Origin of the sequence: Nonomuraea sp. CA-143628, from assembly GCF_050942315.1 — a bacterium.
Lineage (GTDB): Bacteria > Actinomycetota > Actinomycetes > Streptosporangiales > Streptosporangiaceae > Nonomuraea.
The window spans coordinates 13,057,788-13,080,688 of sequence record NZ_CP192072.1; the positions used below are offsets into that span (position 1 = coordinate 13,057,788).

The window sequence follows — 22,901 nt, forward strand, 5'->3', positions numbered from 1 at the left end:
ACGCCTGATGAGCCGCCCGCCCGTCCACCGACACTCCGTGGACGGGAGCTGCCGTCCTTGACGTCTCCTCTTCGTCTCGTATTGGCTCCGACCTGTCACCACAGCCATCTGACAGAAAAGGAACCGCGACCGAGAAGAGAGCGTTAACAGCCGACCTGGGGCCACCACCCGGCGGCCATGGTGCGGGGCGGTCCGGCGGACAGACACCACGTCCCTGGAGCCGCCTCTCAGAGAGTCACCGATGAGGAGGTTCACGACGGTCTTTCCGCCGCCGGTGCGATCAACCGTTCAGGGCGGCTGTCGGCGGCGTCTTCGACGCGCGAATCGCCGGATAGAGGCCGGCGAGCGCGCCGATCAGCATGGTCGCGCCGATGCCACCCGCGAACACGACGGGAGGCACCGAGACGGGCCAGCCGTTCGTCACGGCGAACACCGCTATGGCCCCGAACCCGATGACGGTCCCAGCCAGTCCGCCGAGTGCGGACAGCAGGAGGGCTTCTGCCAGGAATTGGGTACGAATGTGGCCTTGGGTGGCGCCGAGTGCCCGCCGCAGCCCGATCTCCCTGCGGCGTTCGAGTACGGAGATCACCATGGTGTTGGCGACGCCGATCCCCCCGACGAGCAGCGCGACGGAGCCCAGGCCGACCAGCAGGCCGGTGAACGCGAGGTCGGCGGCGTTCTTCGCCGCCAGCGCGTCGGAGGGCCGCGAAACACGCGTGTTCTCGGGATTCTCCGGGTTCACCGTACGCGGCAGGAGCTCGCGTACCGTTTCCACCTCCGCATCGGCCGACCGCTCGAAAATGGTGGTCGGTTCGCCGTCCCAGTCGAACCGCGCGGCGGCGTACGCCTCACCGATGAACGCGGAGGTGTCCAGTTCCGGGGCGAGAGGCAGGGGATCGAGTATCCCGATGACCGTGAACTGGGTGTCGCCGAGCCAGATCTGGCTTCCCGGGCTCACGATGCCGAGCCGATCGGCGGAGATGGCGCCGAGCACGACGGTGGGGTAGTTCGCGGTGGCCTTGGTGAACCATGTCCCCTGGCGGAGCGTGCCGTCGAGGAGGTCCAGGACATGGAGGTCGGCGGCCTGCGCGATGAGGCCGCTGGACTTGTCCGCGTCGATGAGCCGGCTCCGGTACACCTTGACGTCCGGCAACGTCGCGACCGCTCCGGCGATCGAGACTCCTCGGATCAGCCCGACCTTGCCGGTGGATTCGGCGGGCAGAGTGGTGTCCTGGCCCGTGAGCGAGGTACCGGGCTGGACGGTGAGCAGGTTCGTGCCCAGCGACGCCAGCTGGGCGTCCAGCCTCGCCCGGCTTGAGGTGGAGATGCCCACGACGGCGATCATCGCCGCGATACCGATCGCGATGCCGAGCGCGGAGAGGACGACCCGGGTGGGCCGTGATCTCAGCCCTGCCGCGCCCAACCGGTAGGCATCGGAGCGGAGCAGGCGCGACCGGCGGATCTCGGCCTGGTCGCCGCGGCTCATGCTGGTGCTCCCTGAGTGTCATCGATGACGTGACCGTCCTGGATGGTGATCCGCCTCGGGATCCGTTCGGCGAGCCGCACATCGTGCGTGATCACGACGACGGTGGTGCCCGTGGCGTTGAGCTCGTGCAGCAGCTCCAGCACGCTCACGCCGGAGCGCTGGTCGAGGTTGCCGGTGGGCTCGTCGGCCAGCAGCAGCGTCGGATCGGACACCGTCGCACGGGCGATGGCGACGCGCTGCCGTTCACCGCCGGACAACTGGTGCGGCTTGTGGTCGAGGCGGTGTGCCAGGCCGACGCGGGTGAGGCTCGCCACCGCCCGGCGCCGTCGCTCGGCGCGGGGCGTCCCCGTGTAGATGAGGCCGTCCGCCACGTTGTCGAGCGCGCTTACCCCGTCCGCGAGATGGAACTGCTGGAAGACGAACCCGATTCGGTACGCGCGCAGCGCCGAGAGTGCCGCGTCGCTCATCGTCTCGACGTCATGGCCGTCGATGATCGTACGTCCGCTCGTGGGCCGGTCGAGGGTACCGATGATGTTGAGCAGGCTCGACTTGCCCGAGCCGCTGGGGCCGACGATGGCCACGAATTCGCCGCGCGCGACCGACAGCGACACGTGGTCGACCGCGCGCACCGGTGGACTGCCGTGGTCGCGGACCACCTGGTCGAGTTCGATGACGGAATCGCTCATAGTGTTGGGACCACGACTTTCTGCCCCGCGTCGAGTCCGTCGCCGGTCACTTCCACGGAGCCGCCGGCGAACAGTCCGGTCTTGATGGTCACCGTCCGGGTTGTTACAGAGTCGCGGACCACCTCGACGCCGTACCCGCCGTCCGGCAGAGCGATGAGGGCGGTGACGGGCACGGTCAGGACGTCTTCGCGACTCGCGGTGGGAAAGTCGATCGACACCGAGACCTCTTGGAGGGAGCCGGCGTCCGCAGGATGATCGAGGGTGATGGTCACCGGGACGATGATCTTCTTGTCGCCGCCGTCCTCCCGCTGCCTGGGAGCGCCGACCTTGGCGATGGTGCCGGTCGTCGCCTTGCCGCCGGGCAGGTTCACGGTCACCTTGCCGCGTACCTTGGCGACGGCCTGGTTCGCGGTCTTGAGCTCGGCGGTGACGATCTTTGTGAGCCCCGACAGTTTCGCGACGCCGGTACCCGCCGCGACCTGGTCGCCGAGCTGCGCCACGGTCTCCGCTACGCGCACTTCGCGCGGGGCGAAGACGATCTGCCCGCGCTTGATCGACCCGGTCCGCCTCACGCCGATGGCGTCCTGCCAGTGCTGGATCGCGATCTTCGTGTACCAGTCGAAATGGGCGTCGGGGCTCCCGGTGAAGTGGCCCAGGGTTTTGAGGTTCCGCTCCAGTTGCCGTACGTCCGGCCCATCGCTCATGCCGCTCTTGAAGGCCCGCCACGCGGGGAGCCTGCCACGCAGCAGCACCACCGGCTGGTTGTCGATCGAGTGCAGCACACCGCCGGGCCGCACCTTGCGGCCTTCGCGCGGCAGGCGGGTGATGGTGCCGGCACGGCCGGCGTCGAGCCGGCGCGGCGCGGCGTAGCTCAGCGATCCGGGCGAGGTGATGGTCTCTCGGAGCGTCCTGCGTTCCACGAGAGCGGTGTTCGCCACGTGTTTCCGGTCGGGCTCCTCGGCAGCGCCGCCCCCGGGCCGGATCACCGTCAAGGTCGCGACCGTGCCGAGGGCAAGGGAGGCGATCGCCAGCCCCCACGTGCGCCCGTGACCCCGCTCTGGCTTTCCGGACGTCATTTGCGGTAGCACTCCGTCAAGCCGTCCTGCGAGACGCCATCAGGCACCTCGACCTGTGCGGCCTGCCCGGGAGCGGGGTCTTTGACCTTGTACCCGTGGTCGCGGAGGCACTGGAGGGTCTTGAGCTCCTTCTCCTTCGCTTCTTTGTCGGACATCTTGGGCTGGTCGTCAGAGGCTGTGGGCGGCTTGCCGATCTTCTTGACGCAGGCGTCCCTCGCCACCTCGTACGCGTCCTGCCGGTCGCCGAAGTCGATTTTTCCGGCCTCCTTCGGAAGCACGAAGCCCTTGTCACTCAGGCACGACCGGAACTTGACCTCCCATTCGGTGTACTTCTGGTCGGCCGTACCGGCGGAAGCCGACGAGTCGTCCGGCGGCCCGCTCGACCCGTTGGCGTTGCCGCAACCGGCCAGCAGGCCCGCGAGGCAGGCGAAAGCCGCGAATGCGATGCGGGTACGAGGGAGGTGAAGTGTGTTGAGCATGGTTGGCCACCCTGCGCGGTGCGGGTGTCCGCGCTGTCGCGGTCGCGTATCCACGACCGCTTGGTTACGTATCGAGTGTGTGTCAGCCGCTGATACACCCTCAATACGCGTCCAAGCGGCCGCCGATACGTGACCGCCGCCGCATGGACACCTGTACCGCGCAGGGTGTCGCACATGCGAAGTCGTCATCTTCTCGTCGTTCCCGTGGCGCTGGCCGCGCTGGCGGCGACCGCGACTCCGTCGTTCGCCCTGCGCGGCGGCGTCGAGTCGGTACGCCCGTACTCGTTCATGGGCTCGTTACAGCGCGCCGAGTCCCCGCGCGCGGACGGCCATGTCTGCGGAGTCACGCTGATCGCGCCGCAGTGGGTGGTCACCGCGAGCCACTGCGCCCGTACGCCCAATCAGGCTCCGGTCGGCACCCCTCGGGGCTGGCGGGTGCGCATCGGCTCCCTGAGCGTGACCTCGGGCGGTGAACTGGCCGAGGTCGACAGGTTCTATCGGTACTCCACCGAGGTCTACGGCAAGGATGTCGCGCTGCTGCACCTGCGTACCCCGGTTCGGGCGAAACCGGCGCGAATCGCGCCGGTCACGCCGGCCGACCGGACCCCGACCCGCATCATCGGCTGGGGCGTGACCTGTGACGAGCGCGCGCCGAAGTGCTATCCGGACCGCCTGCGCGAAGCCGACACCGTCGTGCAGCCGGACAAGGAATGTGAAGTGAGCGGTATCACCGCGAAGCGTGAGCTGTGCGTGGGCAGCCCGGACGGACGCATCTCGGCCACCAACATGGATTCCGGTGGTCCGGCACTGGTCCGCCGCGGTGGCAGCTGGCTGCTGGCCGGGGCGGTCAGCGGCAGCAACAGCAATGACACACCGACCGTGTACAGCGACGTGTCGGTGTATCGGAAGTGGATCCGGGGCATCGTCACGGGCAGCGCGGTTCCGCCGGAACCGCACATGCCGTCCCTGGAGGGTGCCGCGCAGTTCGGTGGCTGTTCCGGCGCCGTGGTCCGCACCGGGAGCGACCGGGCGCAGGATCCGGCCCTGCTCCTCACCAACGGCCACTGTGTCCAGGGCACCCGCCCCGCGCCGGGGTCGGCGCTGGTCGATCAGCCGGCCGCCCAGCCGGTCACGATCACCGACCGCGAGGGCTACCCCAAGGTCGAGGCCAGGACGACCCGGCTGGTGTACGCCACCATGACCGGCACCGACGTCGCCCTGTACCGCCTGAACCGGACCTACGCGGAGCTGGCCGCCGCCGGCGCCAAGGTCTTCGATCTCACCACGACCCCGGCCGCGGCCGGTGACCGGGTGGACCTGTTGTCCGGCACCTGGGGCCGCCGCTGGAGCTGCGCGGTGAAGGCCGTGGTGCCGGGGCTGCGTGAGGGCGGGTACGAGCAGGAGAACGCGCTCACGTACACCAGCTCCTGCGAGCCGGGGCACGGCGCCTCGGGGTCACCGCTGATCGCCCCGGACGGGCAGACCGTGGTCGGGCTGCACAGCACGAGCAACGACGACGGGAAGAGCTGCACGGAGAACAATCCGTGTGAAGTGGACGCGGCCGGTCACGTGACGGTGCGCAAGGGCGCCCATTACGGGCAGCAGGTCGCGGCCGTACCCGCCTGCCTGGCGCCCGGCTCAGTGCTGGACCTGTCCCTCCCGGGCTGCACGCTGACCCGCCCAGCCGCCTGACGGGCGTCGGCTCTGGTTTTTTCGTGCCGCCCGGGAGTATTATTACGTGCCACAGAAACAGCACGATATTAAGGAGCATCGGCGTGCTGGAACCGCACGGCACCGAGGTCTGCCAGCATTGCGGCAGACCTCTCCCTTCCCGGTCAGGGCGTGGCCGAAAGCAGAAATACTGCGACTCCACCTGCCGCAGCGCCGCACGACGCACCCGCGACAGCTCCAAGGATGTAAAAGAAAACTTGACATCCTCCGCTCGTAAAGCAAATATTGACGACGTGACGGAAATGGCGGACACGGCCCGGCGGCTGATGGAGCAACTGAGCGCTCCGGATGCGTCCCCGCTGGGCGCGGTGGTCGCCACCCGGGATCTCGCGCGGGCCGTCGACCAGGCCATGCGGGCAGCGGTCGACAGAGCACGCGCGATGGGACACACCTGGCAGGAGATCGGCGACGTGCTCGGCTCCAGCCGGCAGGCGGCGTTCCAGCGGTTCGGTCGGCCACTCGACCCAAGGACAGGGACACCCATGATCGACAAGATTCTGCCCGGCGCCGCCGACCGCGCTGCCGCCCTGGTCGCGGACCTGACCGACGGCCGCTGGGAGGAAGTACGCCGCGACTTCGACGAGACGGTCGCCGTCGGCCTGAGCGCGACCAAACTGGCCGCGACCTGGGCACAGGCGGTCGGCATGGTCGGCGCGTACGAAGGCATGGGTGAGCCGGTGCCCCATCAGGCGGGCGACCACACCATCGTGGACATCCCGCTGTCCTTCGAGGCGGGCGACCTGACCGCCCGCGTCGCCTACGACGGGGACGGCAAGGTCGCCGGGCTTTTCCTCCGGCGTCCCGACACTGCGTAAACCACTCGGATCAAAGAAATGAAGTGACCCCGCGATGTTCTTACGTGAGTTCGTTCGCGCGCCGCGTCTGGGCGCCGGTCTGTGCGCGCTCGCCCTTCTGGTGAGCGGGTGCGGCAGCGAGTCGGCCGCCCGCGCGGCCACCGCTTCTCGTACGACCCCTGCCTGGATCGAGGAGGAGGTGAGCTTCCGGGTGGACGGGATGACCGTTTACGGCACCTGGCGCCATCCGGCCCGGCCGGGCGCGAAGGTCCCGGCCGCTCTGATCATCGCGGGTAGTGGTCCCACCGACCGCGACGGCAACAGCGCCGGGCTCAACGGGATGGACACGAACAAGACGCTGGCCGGGCTGCTGTCCGCCGACGGCGTGGCGAGCCTGCGCTACGACAAGCTCGGGAGCGGCAAGACCGGCCTCGGGCCGTACGCGTCCAAGATCGCCGACATCGGCATCGCCCCGTTCGAGCACGAGGCCAGGGCGGCGCTGGACTTCCTGGCCCGGCGGCCCGGGACCGACAAGCGGCGGCTCACGGTCATCGGGCACAGCGAGGGCGCCCTGTTCGCTCTCCTGCTCGCCACGAAACCGAGATCGAAGACGCGCGTCCACAGCCTGGCCCTGCTCGAACCGCTCAGCCGCCGCTACCTCGACATCCTCAGCGGTCAGATCACCGCCCAGATCAAGGCCCAGCAGCAGGCAGGAACGATCACCGACGCCCAGGCGGCCGCGGTCGAGGACGCCCTGGCCAGGGCTGTCGCGTCGCTGCGCGCCAACGGAACGGTCGCGGCGAACCTGCCCGGTGGATTGTCGAAGGTGTTCTCTCCGGCGAACGCGAAATTCCTGTCGGAGGTCGACCGCGAGGACCCGGCCGAACTGGCGGCCCGGCTCAAGGCGCGCACCCCGGTTCTGCTGAGTTGCAGCGATGCGGACATCCAGGTGAGCTGCGACGACGTCGAGCACCTGGCCGCCGGGCTGGCGAAGGCCCCCGCCGCCACCGACTTCGTCCGCCTGACCGGGATCAACCACGTACTCAAGGAGGACCCCAGCCGGACCGCGGCCCACTACACAGAACCTCTGCCGTTCTCGGCCCAGCTCAAGCAGGCGCTCGCCGCGTTCGTCCGGGCTTCCTGAGGTGGAAGTCGATAAGCGCCCATCAGGGCCGTTCTTCGACGGTCCATGATCGAGTCTGGGAGCGGTCGAGGAAACGAGCCTCGTCCTCGGCGACGCCAGAGTCCGCGGCGAGTACGAGGGCGAGCCAGGTGCGGCGGGTGGACTCGTCGGCGAACTTCATGTGTGTCATCACATCGAAGTCAGCGGGGAAGCGGCGTTGGTCGATCTCCGGCAGGTAGTTGCGGACGTAGTAGTCGGGTGGCGGGGCGAGGCTGAGGATGAGGGGGACGTGATGGTTCTCGTAGTAGTCGATGAACTCGTCTCGGCTGAGTCCGTCGCGGGCCTTGAGCAGGGCGATGGTGGTGATCATGAGGTTGTGTCCTTCGGTGGTCTGTGGACTGCCCGTTCATGGGAGGCGAATGTGGTGGCCCTGCCAGCGGGCACGCAGCCAGCGATCGTGGCTGGCGATCACGATCGCGCCGGGTCCGTCGGCGCCCAGGGCCTCTTCCAGTTCGTCGGAGAGGCGGGGCGAGAGGTGGTTGGTGGGCTCGTCGAGCAGAAGTACGTCGGGTGGGTCGGCCACCAGCAGCGCCAGTGCCAGCCGGCGGCGCTGGCCGACGGACAACTCCCTTATTCGCAGCTTCGCGTCGCGGGGGCTGAGCAGGCCGAGCGAGCGCAACGGCACGGATTCGGCGCGTTCCGGACCGAGCGCCCGTTCGTACGTCTCCCCTACCGTCCGGTCCGGCCGCTCGAAGACGGTGTCCTGGGCCAGCAGCGCGACGGTCAGGCCGGGTCGCCGCCGTACCTCGCCCTCGGCGTCCAGCAGTCCGGCCAGCACGGCCAGGAGCGTCGACTTGCCCGCTCCGTTGGCTCCCGTGACCAGTAGGCGCTCCCCGAGCGGCACGTCAAGGTGGTCGATCGAGAGCCGTCCCGGTACCCGCACGTCCCGCAGCGACAGCAAGGCGTCTGTGGCCTCCGCGGTGTCCGTGACCAGGGTGCGCGGGCTGAAGCGGAGCGGGGGTGGTGGGGCGGGGACCTGGTCGCGTTCCAGTTGGGCGAGCCGCCGGGCGGCATTGCGCACCCGCCGCCCGATCTGGTGCTGCACCCTGCCCCCGGAGTGCCCGTACCCCATCTTGTCGTTGTCGCGCATCGGCCGGTCGTACGCCACCCGCCGCGCCGTCACGGCGACGGCCGTGCGCAGCTCGCCGAGCTCCGCCTGCTCCTCCGCGTGCCGTCGCTCCCAGCGCTCTCGTTCCGCGCGCTTCTCGGCCAGGTACGCGCTGTACCCGCCTCCGTACCGTACGGGCCCGTCCACCGCCGGGTCGAGATCGATCAGGTCGGTGCAGACCGCGTCCAGGAACGCCCGGTCGTGGCTGGCCACGACCACGACGCCGGTCATGCCGCGCAGCTGCTCCTCCACGAACACCGCCGCGTCGTCGTCCAGGTGGTTGGTGGGCTCGTCCAGCAGCAGCGCCGCGGGCCGTCTGATGAGCAGTGCCGCCAGGGCCAGCCGCGCGCGCTGCCCTCCCGACAGGGACGTGAGCGTACGGGAATGCGGCACACCGCCGAGGCCGAGCCGGTCGAGGACGATTTCGGCACGCCGGTCGGCATCCCAGGACTCGCGCTCCTGAGTCTGCTCCAGCCGTTCCCCGTACTCGCCGAGCAGGGCGGCGTCGTCCGGAGCGGCGGCGAGCGCGCGGGCGAGCCGATCCAGTTCGGCCAGGTCCGCGCGCGCCTCGCGCAGGGCGTCGGCGAGCGCGTCGGCGATGGTGGCCCGGCCGTCGAAGGGCAGCTCCTGGTGCAGGAAGCCGAGGTCGGCGGGGCGTACGACAGTGCCCGCGTCGGGCCGGTCCACACCGGCCAGCAACCGCAGGAACGTGGTCTTGCCCGCGCCGTTCTCGCCGATCAGGCCGATCCTGGCGCCGGGCGCGGCGGTGAGCGAGACGCCGGCGAGCACGCGCCGCGTGCCCAGCGTCCGTACGAGATCGTGGGCGAGCAGCGCGTCACTCACCAGCGGGACCCCCGGTCTCCAGGAGGCGACCGTCCGCCAGCTCCAGCCATCGTTGTACGCCGATCTCGGCGAGGAAACGTTGGTCGTGGCTGACCACCACGAACGCTCCCTGGTAGGCGATCAGCGCGCCCTCCAGCTGCGCCACACTGACCAGGTCGAGGTTGTTCGTCGGCTCGTCGAGCAGCAGGAGCTGAGGCGCGGGCTCCGCGTACAACACGCAGGCCAGGGTCGCCCGCAGCCGTTCGCCGCCGGACAGCGCCGCCACCGGCAGGTGCGCACGCGCGCCGCGGAACAGGAAGCGGGCCAGCAGGTTCATCCGCTCCGCCGCCGCCATGCCGGGGGCGAAGGCGGCCAGGTTCTCCGCCACGGTGCGCTCGACGTCGAGCAGGTCGAGCCGCTGCGACAGGTAGGCGACCCGCCCGTCGGCCCGCCTGGTCGTGCCGCCGTCCGGCTCCAACTCGCCGCTGATCAGGCGCAGCAGGGTGGACTTGCCCGCACCGTTGGGGCCGCTCAGCGCGATGCGCTCGGGGCCGCGTACGGTCAGGTCGACGCCCGGCTCGGCGAACAGGCCGCGGGTCCGCAGGTGTTCGCCGAGGAAGACCGTGCGTCCGGCGGGTACGTTCGTCCCCGGCAGCTCCAGCGCGATCCTCTGATCGTCGCGCAGGGCCCACCCGGCCTCGTCGAGCCGGGCTTGGGCGTCGCTGACCCGCGAGGCGTGCATCTGGCCCGCCCGGCCGGCCGACTCCTGGGCGCCGCGTTTCATGTTCCCGGCGAAGATGCGCGGCAGCCCGGCGTTCTTGAGGTTGCGAGCGGCGTTGCCCGCGCGGCGCTCGGCCCGCTCGCGGGCCTGCTGCATCTCCCGCTTCTCGCGCTTGAGGTCCTGCTCGGCGCTGCGTACGTTCCGTTCGGCGGCCTCCTGCTCGGCGCGTACGGCCTCCTCGTACGCGGTGAAGTCGCCGCCGTAGAAGCGGACCTCACCTCGATCGAGCTCGGCGATGCGGTCCATGCGATCGAGCAGGGCCCGGTCGTGGCTGACCACGAGCAGGCAGCCGGTCCACTCGCCGAGTACGTCGTAGAGCCTGCGGCGCGCGCCGAGGTCGAGGTTGTTCGTCGGCTCGTCGAGCAGGAGCACTTCAGGGCTTTTGAGCAGTTGCGCGGTCAGGCCGAGCGAGACGACCTGGCCACCGCTGAGCGTGCCCAGGCGCCGGTCGAAGCCGATGTCCGCGAGGCCGAGCCGGTCGAGCTGGGCACGGGTGCGCTCCTCGATGTCCCAGTCGTTGCCGATCGTGGTGAAGTGCTCCTCGCTCGCGTCGCCCGACTCGATGGCGTCCAGCGCGGCGATCACCGGGGCGATGCCGAGCACCTCGGCCACGGTCGGCTCACCGACGAGGGGGAGGTTCTGCGGCAGGTAGCCGAGCACCCCTTCGACGGCGACGCCGCCGGAGGAGGGCCGCAGATCACCGGCCATCAGCTTGAGCAGTGTGCTCTTGCCCGCGCCGTTCGGGGCGACGAGGCCGGTACGGCCGCCGCCCACGGTGAAGGACAGGTCGTTGAAGACGGGGGTGTCGTCAGGCCAGGAGAAGGACAGGCCGGAACAGATGATGAACGCATCGGACATGCGACAGACCTCGAAACGAGACCCGGGCGCGCGAATGGGCCCGGCAAGGGAACAGGGGTTGGGGGTACGACGACAGAGGCCACGTCGGCGGCGGTCATGCGCGCCTGCCGGGGCCGGTCAACCTCCGGTATCACCCGGAGATGTCGTCGTCACCTGCCATGTCTGGTCTCCTCAAGTCTGTACACGATCGTCTTTCACCGTAGCAGCCGTCGGGATCAGGCCGTGCCGGCCCTCAGCGCCTTCGTGGGGTCAGTGTGCCTGTGGGGTGCCGACGCCGCGCAGCAGGGTGTCGACCACGACGTCGGCGGCCTGTGCGGCGCTCAGCTCGGGCAGGTTCGCGGCGGCGTGTTCCATCAGCGGCGGCAGGGCCATGGCCACCCAGCCGGGCGGCAGGTCGGAGCGCAGCAGGCCCTCGTCGGTGGCGCGCCGCAGGAAGGCGTCGACCTCGTCGATCAGCCTGCGGCGGCGCTCACGGATCGCCATCTCGCGGAGCATGAGGCTCGTTTCCACGGGCCATTCGCGGTTGACGGCGATGATGCCCTCGACGTAGCGATGCAGCGCGACCGCGACCGGGGCCTCGCGCAGCCTGGCGGCCTCGATGGCCTGCTCGACCGCGTCGTAGCGGGCTCCGTAGACGGCGGCCATGAGGTCTTCGCGGGAGGCGAAGCGGCGGTAGACCGTGCGGCGGTCCACCCCCGCCTCGGCGGCGATGGCGGCGATGGTCGCTGAGGGGTCGTCTGCGAGCATGCGGGCGCCCGTGCTCAGGACACGTTCCAGGTTGCGTGTCGCGTCTGCTCTCACCTGCCCAACATACCCCCTTGCGTAGCACATGACGTAGCTTGCGTCACTTTTTTGTGGATATTAAGCTAGCAAGTGCTACATTGATGTGACAGCTAATCGATCAAAGGAACCACCCATGGCCAAGACATGGCTCATCACCGGCGCGTCACGCGGCCTCGGACGCCGCCTCACCGAAGCCGTCCTCGAAGCGGGCGACCGGGTCATCGCCACCGCACGCAGCCCCAAGCAGCTCGATGACCTGGTGGCCAGCCATGGCGACCGGATCCGAGCGGTCGCGCTCGACGTCACCGACGCCGCCGCGGCATCCCGAGCGGTCAAGGAGGCCATTGACGCCTTCGGCAGCCTCGACGTGGTCGTCAACAACGCCGGCTACGGCAACAGCGCACCGATCGAAGAGATGGCCGAAGACGACTTCCGCGCCCAGATCGAGACCAACCTCTTCGGCGTCGTGAACGTCACCCGGGCCGCCCTGCCCGTCCTGCGCACCCAAGGATCAGGAGTCTTCGTCCAGTTCTCCTCCGTCGGAGGACGCGTCGGCGGCACCCCCGGAATGGGCGCCTACCAGACCGCGAAGTTCGCCGTCGAAGGCTTCTCCGAAGTCCTCGCCAACGAAGTCGCGCCCTTCGGCATCAAGGTCATCATCGTCGAGCCAGGGGCGTTCCGTACCGACTGGCAGGGCTCCTCCATGGAGATCCACCCCGTCGGGCCCGACTACGAGCAGACCGTGGGCGCCATCCACCGCTTCCGCCGCGACACCGACGGCACCCAGCCCGGCGACCCGGCCCGCGCCGCCAAGATCATCATCGACGTGGTCCGGGACGACGACCCACCTCGACGGCTCCTCCTCGGCAGCGACGCCGTCGCCTCAGCCCAGAAGGCCGCCGAGATCCGCGCCGCCGAAACCGAGAAATGGGCCGATGTGAGCCGCTCGGCCGACTACCCCGACCCACGCACCACTCTTCAAGGTTGAGTTTCGGGCGGTTGTGGGGTGGCGGGGCGCCCGGGCAGGTCGTGCTGGGTGAACATGTCGATCAGCAGCCGGATCGGCAGTCCGGCCTCGGTCGGGTAGCGGAAGTGCTCGTCGAGGTTGATGCTGTAGTGGTTGCGACGGCCGACTCGGTCGCGGGAGAGGTAGCCGGCCTGGTGCAGGTCGGTCACGATGCCTTGCACGGCGCGTTCGGTGATGCCGATGCCGGTGGCGATGTCGCGCATCCGCGCCTGTGGGTCGCGGGCGATCTCCAGCAGGACGCGGGCGTGATGGGTCAGGAACGTCCAGGCGGACGAACGGTCGTCGGATGCGCTCACGGGTCTTCACCTTCTCCGCCCCCGGCGGTTAACGGTGGCTGCGGGGCGGACTGTACCCTCTCTTCCCAGAAGATCCTATGGGGAAAAGTCTTTCCGGTATCGGTCTTCGGGATTAAAGTGCGGATGCGAGGAAGGAATCGCGCCCGTACTCGGCCAGCCCTGAGAGGACGTCATGACCGTCGCGCCACCGTCGGCCGCCTGCTGAGCAGGCCGTCAAGCCGCCATGCCCCCTTTGAGCCTGGACAGCCAACGCCTGATCATCGGCGTGCTGATCACCGTGACCGGCGAGGTGGACACCACCAACGTCGCCCAATTGGAGACCTACCTCGGCCGACAGGTCCGTACCGGCGAGCCGTTGCTGCTCGACCTGGACGGGCTGACCTTCCTCGACAGCATGGGCCTGCACCTGCTGGTACGCCTCAACACGGCCCTGAGCGAACAGGGTGCCGCGCTCCATCTGGCGGCCGTACGCGGCGCGCCCGCCCGCATCCTCGAGATCACCGGCCTGTCATCGGCCCTGAACATCCACACCACCGCGGAGCAGGCCATCTCCAGCATCCTGGCCGAGCAGACCCAGCCATAGGAACCTTCGTTCGTCTGGGGGACGGCCCATGTTCATAAATAAGCCCAGACCACACCATAAATTCCGATTCCATGGCATTTAATGACATGTCCGCTAACAGCCTGTCCCGGCGGTCTCTGCTCACCGGCGCGCTGTCCGGGGTCGGGCTCACCGTGCTCGGCGGTACGGCCGCCCGGGCGGCGACGGCTCCGCCGACCGGCAAGGGGCCCCGGATACTGATCGCCACGAACGAACCGTGGGGCACCTACCACGCGGCTCCGCTGCTGCCCGAGGCGCGGCGCCCGGGGTGGGAGATCGTGCAGCTGGTGCCCGACCGATCAGGGATCAAGCCGGGCGATCCGGTCTCGGTCGCGACACCTGACGAGATCCCGCGGGCCGACCTGCTCGTGGTGACGGGCGCCGGGGACTGGCCCGCCGACTGCGCCGCGCGGCTGCGTCACCTGCCGCTGGTCGCCAGTTCGCTGGCCTACCAGTTGCCGGTGGAGGCGCCGCGGGCCAAGGAGTTCCGCGGGCGGCTGCGGGCGATCACCGCGTCGTCGCCTGCCGAGGCGAAGGTGTACGACGACTACCTGGGCGTCCGCCGCCCGATCACGGTCGTGGGTACGCCGCAGACCGACGACCTGCCCAAGCACGACCCGGAGAAGGGCACCGTACTGGTGCTCACCAGCGTGACCAGGTCCAGCGGCACCGGCGGCTCGGCCCCCGGCACCGAGCTGCTGCTCGCCGCGGCGGAACGTCTCGCGGCGGCTGGCAAGCACATCCTGGTCGGGCTGCACCCGCGCGAGGACCGTTCGCTGTGGGAGCGGTACGAGATCAGCTCGGTCCCGTCCGTCCAGGCGGCGGCGCGGGCCGAGGCCGCCATCGGCATACCGGGGACCGTCTTCCCGGTGGTCGCCGCGGTGGGCGTTCCGCTGGTCGGCTGTACGGATCCGCGCCTGCAGATCCCCGACTACCTGCTCAGCGTCTGCACGCACACGATCACCAACGCGGACGACGCGGTGACCGCCGTGGAGACTGCCGAGCCGGTCTCGTCGAAGGTGCTCTATGAGGCGGTCGGGCCGGTGGGTGGCTCGGCCAGGCGGCTGTTCAAGGTGTGGCGGAAGGCCGGTCTCCGGGATCACGTGGCAGCCTGACGTCGGCCTCCGCGGTGAGCGGCGGCCAGTCGGCTCCAGGTTTACGGGGCGTGTGCCTTGATCGCCACGCTGGTCAGGGCGAGCAGCAGTTCGAGGTCGGGTTCGGCGTCCACCTGCACGGCCACCCAGGCGCGGTCGGCGCAGGCGTGCACCTGGTCGCAGACCCGCAGATGCGGTTCGAGCCGGTCGATCGCCGCCGCCGTCAGACGCAGGTGCACCTCGTCCCGGCCGGACGGGCGCAGGATCTCGGTGCCCCGCACCGCGAAGGCCACGCCGCGCCGGGTGTCGCTGACCGCCAGAGCCGGCCAGGAGCGCAGCTCGGCCATCGCCCGGGCCACATAGGGCCCATGACGCAGACTCGCCCGTCGCCAGACGGAGATCCCTGCCACAACCTCAATGCTGCTCTACCGCACACCGCATCGCCATGCTGCGTTCTTCAACCGTTATCTGTTGTTCAGACGCAAGGAGTCCCGGGGCACGGGTGGAAACACTTGCGGAGGTGCCGGACACCTAGTGAGGTGTTCCGGCATTCTTCGGTTAGGAGACACCCGTGCAGGATCAACGCGTGCCACCCGACACGCGAGATCGCTTCGAGGCGCTCTATCTCGCCTGTTATCCGGCCGTACATCGCTATGCGATACGTCGTACAGATTCCGTGGACGACGTCGCCGATGTGATCGCGGAGACCTTCCTCGCCGCGTGGCGGCGGCTGGATGACGTACCCGAGGGCGAGGCCGCCGTGCTCTGGCTGTACGGCGCGGCCCGGCGGGTCCTGGCCAATCACCGGCGCGGCGAGTCGCGCCGTACCGCGCTGGCCTCGCGGCTCCGTGGCGAACTGGCCGTCGGACAGGGGCAGACGGCCACCGACCCACGGACCGAGGCCGTACGCACCGCTTTCGCCGCCCTGAACGCGGCCGACCGGGACGTGCTCGCCCTGGCCTGCTGGGAGGAGCTGACCGGCCCACAGATCGCCAAGGTGCTGGGCTGCAGCAGCACCGCCGCCCGGCTCCGGCTGCATCGGGCCCGCAAACGACTGGCTCGGCTGCTCGACACGACCACGACGGACGAGGTCAGCATGTTGACCGCGCTGAGGGGAGAGACCCGATGAACAAGATCGACCGCATGGTGTCCGCCATCGATCCGGCCGCCGAGTACGCCGAGCCTTCCATGGGTCAGGGCGTCCATGACCTCCTCGCGGAGATCGTGGCGACCCCGCCCGCCCGCCGTCGGCCCTCCTGGACGCCGACGCGTCGTCCCGTGCTGGCGGGGTTGGCCGTCGTGGGCATCACCGCGGCCGCGCTGGTGGCCGTGCCGCTGGCCCCAGGGGCGCCGAGCGCGGCGTACGCGGTGGTGAAGGGCTCCGACGGCACCGTTCAGGTGACGGTCAAGGAGTTCCGGGACTCCGACGGGCTGGAGGCCAAGCTCAAGAGCGCGGGGATCACGGCCGACGTGACCTTCACCGAAGCGGGCAAGCAGTGCGCCCGTGGCCGTTTCGTCGGCGCGGACCTGGCCTACGACCCACCGAGCACCAAGAACATGACCGAGCAGCAGCGCAAGGAGTTCGACAAGCCGGACAACTGGCGCTCCCGAGACGTCGCGGCGCCGATCAACAAGGACACCTTCGTGATCTCCCCACGCTTCATGCGCCCGGAGGAGACGCTCGTCCTGGAGATCCGGCCGGGTAACTACGGCGGAATGGAGTACGCGTTCCTCCCCTATCTGGCCAAGGCCGGCAGCCCGATCGCGCCCTGCCGGCTCGTGAAGGCGAACTCCGATGAGGAGCTCGCCAAGAAGCTGGCCGGAACCAAGAAGATGGACGGAAACTGAGTCGAGCCGACCGCGCTCCGCGACATACCGTGGCCTGATGGCTGACGATATGTTCGAACATCCGCGGCTGGCCTCGATCTATGACGCGCTCGACTCCGACCGTGGTGATCTGGACGCGTATGTGGCCATCGCCGATGAGCTCGGTGCCCGTACCCTCCTGGACGTGGGGTGCGGGACGGGGACGTTCGCGCTGCTCCTGGCCGGTCGCGGCGTCGACGTCATAGGCGTCGACCCGGCCCGCGCGTCGCTCGATGTCGCGCGGGCCAAGCCGAACGGCGACCGGGTGCGCTGGCTCCACGGTGACGCGACGACGCTTCCCCCGATGCAGGTTGATCTGGCCACCATGACGGGAAACGTCGCCCAAGCGATCATGGACCCGCGCGATTGGGAGGGGACGTTACGTGGGGTCTACGACGCGTTGCGGCCCGGTGGACATCTCGTGTTCGAGACCCGGGATCCGGCGAAACGCGCCTGGGAGGAGTGGAATCGTGCGGAGACGCACAAGGTCACCGAGATTCAGGGCGTCGGCGCGGTGGAGAGCTGGTGCGATGTGCTCGACGTCAGCGGGCCGCTGGTGACATTCCGCGGGACGCACGTCTTCGGCTCGGACGGGCAGGTGCTGACCTCGCACTCGACGCTGCGCTTCCGCGAGCGTGACGAGGTCGAGGCGGCGCTGGTCGCGCATGGATACACCGTGGAGGAGGTTCGTGGTGCGCCCGACCGGCCCGGCCTGGAGTTCGTGTTCTTCGCCCGGCGGCCCCAGTGATGATCAGTGTTCTTTGAACAGGGTCCTGCACAGCCGTTCCCTGAGTCCCTGCAGCGGGACGCAAGCCGAGCGGTGCTTGGCTCTCACGTGATGGCGGGTCTTCGCGGCCTTGACGCGATGTTTCCGCTCGGCAGCAGGATGGGCGGCCCTCCGGGCGACCCGATGAGTAACCCGATGAGCAGCCGGACGGGCAACTGGGCGGGCGGCTGGAGGGGCAGCGGGCTTCGGCGCCGCGTTGACCTGTTCGGGGGCTGACGGCGGGGCCTCACCGGTCGTGACCGACATGGCCGCCACCCGTGGCCGGAGCGACGACTGACGCTCCTGTACGGTCCGGCCCATCGCGTAGCCGAGCCCGCTGCCGAAGCCCATGGACCCGGCGAGCGCCAGCGCCATGCACGCCGATCCCCACCGCCGTCGTGGCGGGGTCGGTGTCCTGCGAATGAACGCTGACGGCGGAAGCATGTCCATCATCATCACCCCCGGGGATCATGAGCTGACAGTTAGTGGACGATTACGAAGCGTTATGATCTCAAGATTTCCACGCGGATCCCGGGTCAACCCTCCAACCGGGTAGGAAAGGCGAAAGGGCCGGTCCCGCGACGCGGAACCGGCCCAGACGAGGCCCTCAGGAGGTGAGGATGGTCACCCCAGGCCGCTCTTCATGGCGGTGATCAGCTCACCGCCGGTGGTGTCGCCGCTGAGCTCCCAGAAGAACGCGCCGCCCAGGCCCTGGCTCTTCGAGTAGCTCATCTTGCCGCCGATGGTGCTCGGCGTGTCGTAGCTCCACCACTGGCCCCCGCAGTAGGCGTACGCGGTGCCGGCGACGGTGCCGGTGGCCGGGCAGCGGGTCTTGAGCACCTTGTAGTCCTCGATGCCCTGTTCGTACGTACCGGGCGCCGGCCCTGTCGCCGCGCCTCCGGGAGTGGACTGCGTGACCCCGCTCCAGCCGCGGCCGTAGAACCCGATGCCGAGCAGCAGCTTGTTCGACGGCACACCCTTGCTCTTGAGCTTCTGGATGGCGTTGTCTGAGTAGAAGCCCGGTGTCGGGATGCCCGCGTACGAGGTGAGCGGCGAGTGCGGAGCCGTGGGGCCCTGCGCCGCGAAGGCGCCGAAGAAGTCGTACGTCATGACGTTGTACCAGTCGACGTACTGGGCGGCGCCGCCGTAGTCGGCCGCGTCGATCTTGCCGCCGCTGGTGCCGTCGGCGGTGATGGCCGCGGTGACAAGGTTGCCGGACCCGAAGCGGGAGCGCAGGGCCGACATGACGTTCTTGAACGCCGCCGGGCCACTGCTGTCGCAGCTGAGACCGCAGGCGTTCGGGTATTCCCAGTCGATGTCGATGCCGTCGAACACGTCCGCCCAGCGCGGGTCCTCGACCAGGTTGTAGCAGGAGTTGGCGAAGGCGGTCGGGTTCTGCGCGGCCTGGCCGAAGCCGCCGGACCAGGTCCAGCCGCCGAAGGAGAACAGCACCTTCAGGTTCGGGTACTTCTTCTTGAGCTTGCGCAGCTGGTTGAAGCTGCCGCGCAGCGCGCCCGCGTCCCAGGTGTCGGCGACGCCGTCCACGCTCTCGCCCGCCTGGTAGAAGCGGTCGTAGTCGGCGTAGCTGTCGCCGATGGCGCACTGCCCGTTCGTCACGTTGCCGAAGGCGTAGTTGATGTGGGTCAGCTTGGCGGCCGAGCCGCTGGTGTCGATGTTCTTGACGTGGTAGTTGCGCTGGTAGACGCCCCACTGGACGAAGTAGCCGAGCACCTTGTTGCCGCCGCCGGTGCACCCGGTGGTCGCGCCGGTGACCTGGGCGCTGGCCGCGGACTCGCCCACCGAGTTGTACGCCTTGACGGTGTACGTGTGCGACGTACAGGCGCCCAGCGACCCGATGGTGGCCGAGGTGCCGGTCACGGTCGCCTTGACCGTGCTCCCCTCGTACACGCGGTAACCGGTGACGGTTCCGGAAGAGGCGCCCCACGACAGGGCGATCGAGCTGGCGGTCGTGCCGGTGACACTGGGTGTGCCGGGCTGGCCGGGAGCGCCGGTGCCGCCCGAGGTGGTGGCGGTGACCGAGTTGCCGGCGGCCGAGACGTTCCCGGCGGCGTCACGGGCGCGGACCGTGTAGGTGTAGCTGGTGGCGGCCGCGAGACCGCTGTCGGTGTAGGAGGTGCCGGTGACCGTGGTCACCTGCGTCGAGCCGCGATAGACGTCGTAGCCGGTGACGCCGACGTTGTCGGTGGAGGCGTCCCATGCCAGGGAGACGCTGCTGGAGGTGGTGCCCGTCGAACGCAGGTTGCCGGGCACGGACGGCGCGGTGGTGTCGGTGCCGCCGCCGGTGACCGGTTTCCACAGGGCGGGTACGTTCGGCGGCTCCCAGCCGGGCTGGGAGGTATGGCTCTGGATGCACTCGTAGTCGACGCCGTTGTAGGTGACGCGGGTGCCTGCCGTGTACGCGGTCCACGGGGCCCAGGCGGCGGCGAAGGCGACCGAGCTGGCGCCGTACGCGCCGGTAGGTGCGGCGACCGTCGCGGTCAGCGGCAGGAGTAACGCCGCCAGGACCGCGAGGCCCTTCTTCAGGATCGTGTGTCTCATGGTGGTCCGACCTCCGGCGGTTTTGGGGGTGGGTGGGAGGCCCGACAGGAAATTTATAGGAAAGTTTCCTGTCAATTATGAGACGACGCTAGCCGCCGCCTGCGAGATCGTCAATACGGGCGGTCAATTTTTGTCATACACGGAATTAACACCCGGCCCGGCAGTCTTCATCGTGACCGGCCGGTCGTCACAGCTCAGAACCCTTCAGAGACCCCTCAGAGAAGAGAGTCACATGAGACGCGCACTCGGTGCCGCCATCATCGCCGTGGCGGCCTTCGGCACCACCGCGGCCGTGTCCGCCCCCGCATTCGCCTCGGACGACCCATCGCAGCCCGCGCTGATCACCAGCGACCAGGTCGCGCCCATCCTGGAGTGCTCCGAGCCCGACGTCGTCTTCAAGGGCGAAGTGGGCGAGAGGGTCCGCCTCAAGGAGGGCCGGTTCGAGGACGAGGACGGCAAGCTCATCAAGGGTAAAAAGGTGCGCGTCTTCTCGGAGCGGCTCGGCCCCGAGGACGACGCCTGCGGGCCGGACGAGAAGATGAAGTGCGTCGTCAGGCACCGCGAAGGCAGCCGGGTCAATGTCCGGTTCCGCGATGAGAAGGGCGTTCTGCACAAGCGTGCCTTCAAGAGCAAGAAGGGCGCGGAGTTCTTCACGAAGAAGGACAAGCACGTCATCAAGTGGGTCGGCTGCGCCGTCGTGCGCTGACAACCCGTACGTGCCTGGCGAGACTCGCCCCGGTTTCGGGGCGAGTCGTCACGGGCCTACTTGGCCGTCCGGGACGACAGGTACTCAATGGCCACCAGGTGGGGTTCACCCGCCACCAACTCGACCTCCTCCCGATGCCCGGAGGCGCGGTGGATCAGGGTGATCCGCTGGTCCACGGGCGAGCGCAGCACCGCCCGCACGGCCCCTTCCCCCCAGGTCAGCTCCTCGACGACGACCCGCCCCCGGCAGGCGACGCCGCGGATCGTCCCCTTCGGCAGCAGCTCGGGCACGGCGGGCAGCAGCTCCACCACCCCCGGCCGGGAGTCCACCAGCAGCTCGATGACCAGCCCGTGCAGGGTGTGCGCGGCGTCGGCGTTGTAGATCTCCCGGCCCGGGTTGTGGGACGTCATGAGCGATCGGAACAGCATGTCCGTGCCCAGGATCTTCATCAGGTTGGCCTGGGCCTGCCCCGCGTCCTTCAGCCGGGCCGCCGCCAGCGCCCGGTGCAGGCTGCCGTGGGCCGACAGGTTCTCGTCGCCGCGCAGCTCCAGGGCCCGACGCGCGGCCGCGGCCAGCTTCGGCTCGTCGTCGGGGTTGATCTCGTGCAGCGGCCACACCGGATAGAGGTGGCTGACGTGCCGGTGATCCTCGTGCGGGGCCGCGTCCCACGCCCACTCCGTGAGCGCGCCCCGCTCGTCGATCCGGTACGGCGGCAGCCGCTCGGCCAGCGGTGATCCGGCCAGGCCCAAGGCGTGCCGGGCCGCCGCGATGTCCATGGTCGCGTTGACGCTCGCGTACGCGGAGCCCCCGGGACCCACCTCGGGCGAGAACGACGGCACGATCACGAAGCCGGACCCGGCCAGGAACCCCTCCCAGAACGCCGCCGCCTCCGCCAGCCAACCGGGCAGCTCTTCAGGCAGCTCGCCGGTGACCTGGTGGTGCTCGTGGAGCGGATACAGCAGCCAGTCGGCCCCCGCCAGCCACATCGTCCACGGCCAGTCCTCGTCGAAGTGGAACAGGTAGCCGCTCTCCCCGTCGGTACGGCTCGGCGCGAGGATGCCGTCGACCCCGTAGATCTCGCGGGCGTTGACCCGCCAGTGGTCGATCTGGTCGCGGATCAGGGCGGCGTACCCCGTCATGAGCTCGGGCATCGCGCCGATGTTCACCCCGGCCAGCTGCAGGTTGAGGTTGGCGTCGGTGGTGAAGTCGCCCGACCAGGCCGCTCCCCACGCGCCGAGCCAGAGACCGGTGAGCCGGGGCGGCAGCACGCCCGAGGAGCTGAGCAGCAGGTAGCGGCCCGAGTGGAACAACCGCTCGACCAATGCGGGACCAGGCTCGGCGATCAGCTCGCCCACCGGCGGATCCCCGGCTACACCCAGATCGAGGGTGACCCGCTCATAGATGGGCCGATGGATGGCGACATGCCGCGCCAGCAGCTCGTCGTACCGGTGCCCGGCCAAGGCCGCGAGAGCGGCCTCCAGCCGGTCGGTGCCCCAGCCGGGCTCCTCGTACCGGTCCAGCTTCGTCAGCAGCAGCGTCTCGCCCCGCGTCACCACCGCGTCGCCGGACACGGAGACGTCGGCGGCCAGGACGAGCGTCAGCCCCTCCAACCCGGCGGCGCCCAGCCCGGCCGGATAGGCGCCGCGAGCGCTCAGGAAGACGTGCCCGTCCTTCTCGTAAGCAGTGGTCTGATAGACGACGTCGTCGGGCTTGCCCGGCAGGTCGCCCGTCAGACGCAGCCTCAGCTCACCGGTCAGCCGCTGGACCACGACGGAGTCGGCCCGCGAGACGAACGCGTGGTGGGCGCGCCCGCCCGACGTGACCGCGATCTCCCCGGTCGCGAAGTCGGTGACCCGCCGATAGGGCCCGGCGGCGAACGCGCCCTCGACGACCAGCTCGTACCCCGGATGGAACGCCTGCGTCCAGGCCAGACTCCGCCCGTCGGCCGCCACCCGCTGCGCCTCGGCGGCCCGCCCGGACAGGATCAGCTCGCGGATCTCCCCCAGCCGGTCGGCGATGGCGGGCGGGCGCAGGTCGCGGGAGCCGTTGGGCAGGACGAAGCGGTGATGGTCGAACACCACGCGCTGGGCGTGCGGCTCGCCGTAGACCATGATCCCGTATTCGCCGTTGCCGGAAAGGAACGCGTCCTCCCAGGTCAGTGCGGGCTCGGTGTCGTGAATGCGGTGCGCGGGCATCGGA

Annotated in this window: 22 protein-coding genes; 10 read left to right on the forward strand and 12 right to left on the reverse strand. The window is 69.6% G+C overall.

The window, feature by feature from the left end; genetic code table 11:
* Nucleotides 1-280 precede the first annotated feature (280 nt).
* From ACQP2T_RS59555 to ACQP2T_RS59570, 4 genes are read right to left on the reverse strand one after another with little or no spacing between them, the layout of a single operon-like run.
* Entirely contained in the window at nt 281-1,486 is a 1,206-nt protein-coding gene (locus tag ACQP2T_RS59555) for an ABC transporter permease (RefSeq protein WP_433513479.1), read from the reverse strand.
* Complete coding sequence (locus ACQP2T_RS59560) at nt 1,483-2,172, reverse strand: ABC transporter ATP-binding protein (protein ID WP_433513480.1); 690 nt, start codon at nt 2,170-2,172, stop codon at nt 1,483-1,485. The genes ACQP2T_RS59555 and ACQP2T_RS59560 overlap by 4 nt, the downstream gene beginning before the upstream one ends.
* Entirely contained in the window at nt 2,169-3,248 is a 1,080-nt protein-coding gene (locus ACQP2T_RS59565) for a peptidoglycan-binding protein (RefSeq protein WP_433513481.1), read from the reverse strand. The genes ACQP2T_RS59560 and ACQP2T_RS59565 overlap by 4 nt, the downstream gene beginning before the upstream one ends.
* On the reverse strand, nt 3,245-3,727 hold the full coding sequence (locus ACQP2T_RS59570; protein WP_433513482.1) for a hypothetical protein: 483 nt from the start codon (nt 3,725-3,727) through the stop codon (nt 3,245-3,247). The genes ACQP2T_RS59565 and ACQP2T_RS59570 overlap by 4 nt, the downstream gene beginning before the upstream one ends.
* A gap of 174 nt (nt 3,728-3,901) precedes the next feature.
* On the opposite strand from ACQP2T_RS59570, the gene ACQP2T_RS59575 reads away from it, so the two are divergent.
* The 3 genes from ACQP2T_RS59575 to ACQP2T_RS59585 all read left to right on the forward strand — a co-directional run bounded on the left by ACQP2T_RS59575 (nt 3,902) and on the right by ACQP2T_RS59585 (nt 7,396).
* A complete protein-coding gene (locus ACQP2T_RS59575; protein ID WP_433513483.1) occupies nt 3,902-5,419 on the forward strand; it encodes a trypsin-like serine protease in 1,518 nt (505 codons plus the stop codon).
* Nucleotides 5,420-5,700: 281 nt separating this feature from the next.
* Nucleotides 5,701-6,273 carry a DUF3887 domain-containing protein gene (locus ACQP2T_RS59580; protein WP_433519987.1) on the forward strand — a complete coding sequence of 191 codons (573 nt, stop codon included), beginning with the start codon at nt 5,701-5,703 and terminating at the stop codon, nt 6,271-6,273.
* A gap of 34 nt (nt 6,274-6,307) precedes the next feature.
* Nucleotides 6,308-7,396, forward strand: a complete 1,089-nt coding sequence (locus ACQP2T_RS59585; RefSeq protein ID WP_433513484.1) for an alpha/beta hydrolase family protein — start codon at nt 6,308-6,310, stop codon at nt 7,394-7,396.
* Between the two features lie 22 nt (nt 7,397-7,418).
* Here ACQP2T_RS59585 and ACQP2T_RS59590 read toward each other — a convergent pair whose 3' ends face one another.
* The 4 genes from ACQP2T_RS59590 to ACQP2T_RS59605 form a co-directional block, all read right to left on the reverse strand.
* On the reverse strand, nt 7,419-7,745 hold the full coding sequence (locus ACQP2T_RS59590; RefSeq protein ID WP_433513485.1) for an EthD domain-containing protein: 327 nt from the start codon (nt 7,743-7,745) through the stop codon (nt 7,419-7,421).
* Nucleotides 7,746-7,781: 36 nt separating this feature from the next.
* Nucleotides 7,782-9,386, reverse strand: coding sequence for an ABC-F family ATP-binding cassette domain-containing protein (locus ACQP2T_RS59595; protein WP_433513486.1), 1,605 nt, complete (start codon nt 9,384-9,386; stop codon nt 7,782-7,784).
* Nucleotides 9,379-11,004, reverse strand: coding sequence for an ABC-F family ATP-binding cassette domain-containing protein (locus ACQP2T_RS59600; protein ID WP_433513487.1), 1,626 nt, complete (start codon nt 11,002-11,004; stop codon nt 9,379-9,381). Before ACQP2T_RS59600 ends, ACQP2T_RS59595 begins: the two co-directional genes overlap by 8 nt.
* 249 nt (nt 11,005-11,253) lie before the next feature.
* Complete coding sequence (locus ACQP2T_RS59605) at nt 11,254-11,805, reverse strand: TetR/AcrR family transcriptional regulator (protein ID WP_433513488.1); 552 nt, start codon at nt 11,803-11,805, stop codon at nt 11,254-11,256.
* Nucleotides 11,806-11,920: 115 nt separating this feature from the next.
* On the opposite strand from ACQP2T_RS59605, the gene ACQP2T_RS59610 reads away from it, so the two are divergent.
* On the forward strand, nt 11,921-12,775 hold the full coding sequence (locus ACQP2T_RS59610) for an oxidoreductase (protein WP_433513489.1): 855 nt from the start codon (nt 11,921-11,923) through the stop codon (nt 12,773-12,775).
* Here the strand turns inward: ACQP2T_RS59610 and ACQP2T_RS59615 are convergent.
* Nucleotides 12,766-13,110: a helix-turn-helix transcriptional regulator gene (locus ACQP2T_RS59615; RefSeq protein ID WP_433513490.1), complete on the reverse strand. Its 345-nt coding sequence runs from the start codon at nt 13,108-13,110 to the stop codon at nt 12,766-12,768. The two genes, ACQP2T_RS59610 and ACQP2T_RS59615, sit on opposite strands and share 10 nt — an antisense overlap.
* A 223-nt stretch (nt 13,111-13,333) precedes the next feature.
* Here ACQP2T_RS59615 and ACQP2T_RS59620 point away from each other — a divergent pair, with 223 nt between their 5' ends.
* Together ACQP2T_RS59620 and ACQP2T_RS59625 are read left to right on the forward strand one after the other, a co-directional pair.
* Nucleotides 13,334-13,693: an STAS domain-containing protein gene (locus ACQP2T_RS59620; protein WP_433513491.1), complete on the forward strand. Its 360-nt coding sequence runs from the start codon at nt 13,334-13,336 to the stop codon at nt 13,691-13,693.
* A gap of 86 nt (nt 13,694-13,779) precedes the next feature.
* The gene (locus ACQP2T_RS59625; protein ID WP_433513492.1) at nt 13,780-14,826 is read left to right on the forward strand and encodes a hypothetical protein; all 1,047 of its coding nucleotides are present in this window, start codon (nt 13,780-13,782) and stop codon (nt 14,824-14,826) included.
* Nucleotides 14,827-14,867: 41 nt separating this feature from the next.
* Here the strand turns inward: ACQP2T_RS59625 and ACQP2T_RS59630 are convergent, their stop codons facing one another.
* The gene (locus tag ACQP2T_RS59630; RefSeq protein WP_433513493.1) at nt 14,868-15,215 is read right to left on the reverse strand and encodes a luciferase family protein; all 348 of its coding nucleotides are present in this window, start codon (nt 15,213-15,215) and stop codon (nt 14,868-14,870) included.
* A gap of 161 nt (nt 15,216-15,376) precedes the next feature.
* Here ACQP2T_RS59630 and ACQP2T_RS59635 point away from each other — a divergent pair, with 161 nt between their 5' ends.
* The 3 genes from ACQP2T_RS59635 to ACQP2T_RS59645 are packed head-to-tail and all read left to right on the forward strand — an operon-like array spanning nt 15,377 to nt 17,419.
* Nucleotides 15,377-15,934 carry an RNA polymerase sigma factor gene (locus ACQP2T_RS59635; RefSeq protein WP_433513494.1) on the forward strand — a complete coding sequence of 186 codons (558 nt, stop codon included), beginning with the start codon at nt 15,377-15,379 and terminating at the stop codon, nt 15,932-15,934.
* Nucleotides 15,931-16,653, forward strand: a complete 723-nt coding sequence (locus ACQP2T_RS59640) for a hypothetical protein (RefSeq protein WP_433513495.1) — start codon at nt 15,931-15,933, stop codon at nt 16,651-16,653. The genes ACQP2T_RS59635 and ACQP2T_RS59640 overlap by 4 nt, the downstream gene beginning before the upstream one ends.
* 37 nt (nt 16,654-16,690) lie before the next feature.
* The gene (locus ACQP2T_RS59645; RefSeq protein WP_433513496.1) at nt 16,691-17,419 is read left to right on the forward strand and encodes a class I SAM-dependent methyltransferase; all 729 of its coding nucleotides are present in this window, start codon (nt 16,691-16,693) and stop codon (nt 17,417-17,419) included.
* Between the two features lie 642 nt (nt 17,420-18,061).
* Here the strand turns inward: ACQP2T_RS59645 and ACQP2T_RS59650 are convergent.
* Nucleotides 18,062-19,996, reverse strand: coding sequence for a glycosyl hydrolase family 18 protein (locus ACQP2T_RS59650; protein WP_433513497.1), 1,935 nt, complete (start codon nt 19,994-19,996; stop codon nt 18,062-18,064).
* A gap of 232 nt (nt 19,997-20,228) precedes the next feature.
* Between ACQP2T_RS59650 and ACQP2T_RS59655 the strand changes: the two genes are divergently transcribed.
* A complete protein-coding gene (locus ACQP2T_RS59655; RefSeq protein ID WP_433513498.1) occupies nt 20,229-20,702 on the forward strand; it encodes a hypothetical protein in 474 nt (157 codons plus the stop codon).
* A 56-nt stretch (nt 20,703-20,758) separates the two neighbouring features.
* Here ACQP2T_RS59655 and ACQP2T_RS59660 read toward each other — a convergent pair whose 3' ends face one another.
* Entirely contained in the window at nt 20,759-22,897 is a 2,139-nt protein-coding gene (locus tag ACQP2T_RS59660; RefSeq protein ID WP_433513499.1) for a glycosyl hydrolase family 95 catalytic domain-containing protein, read from the reverse strand.
* Nucleotides 22,898-22,901 lie beyond the last annotated feature (4 nt).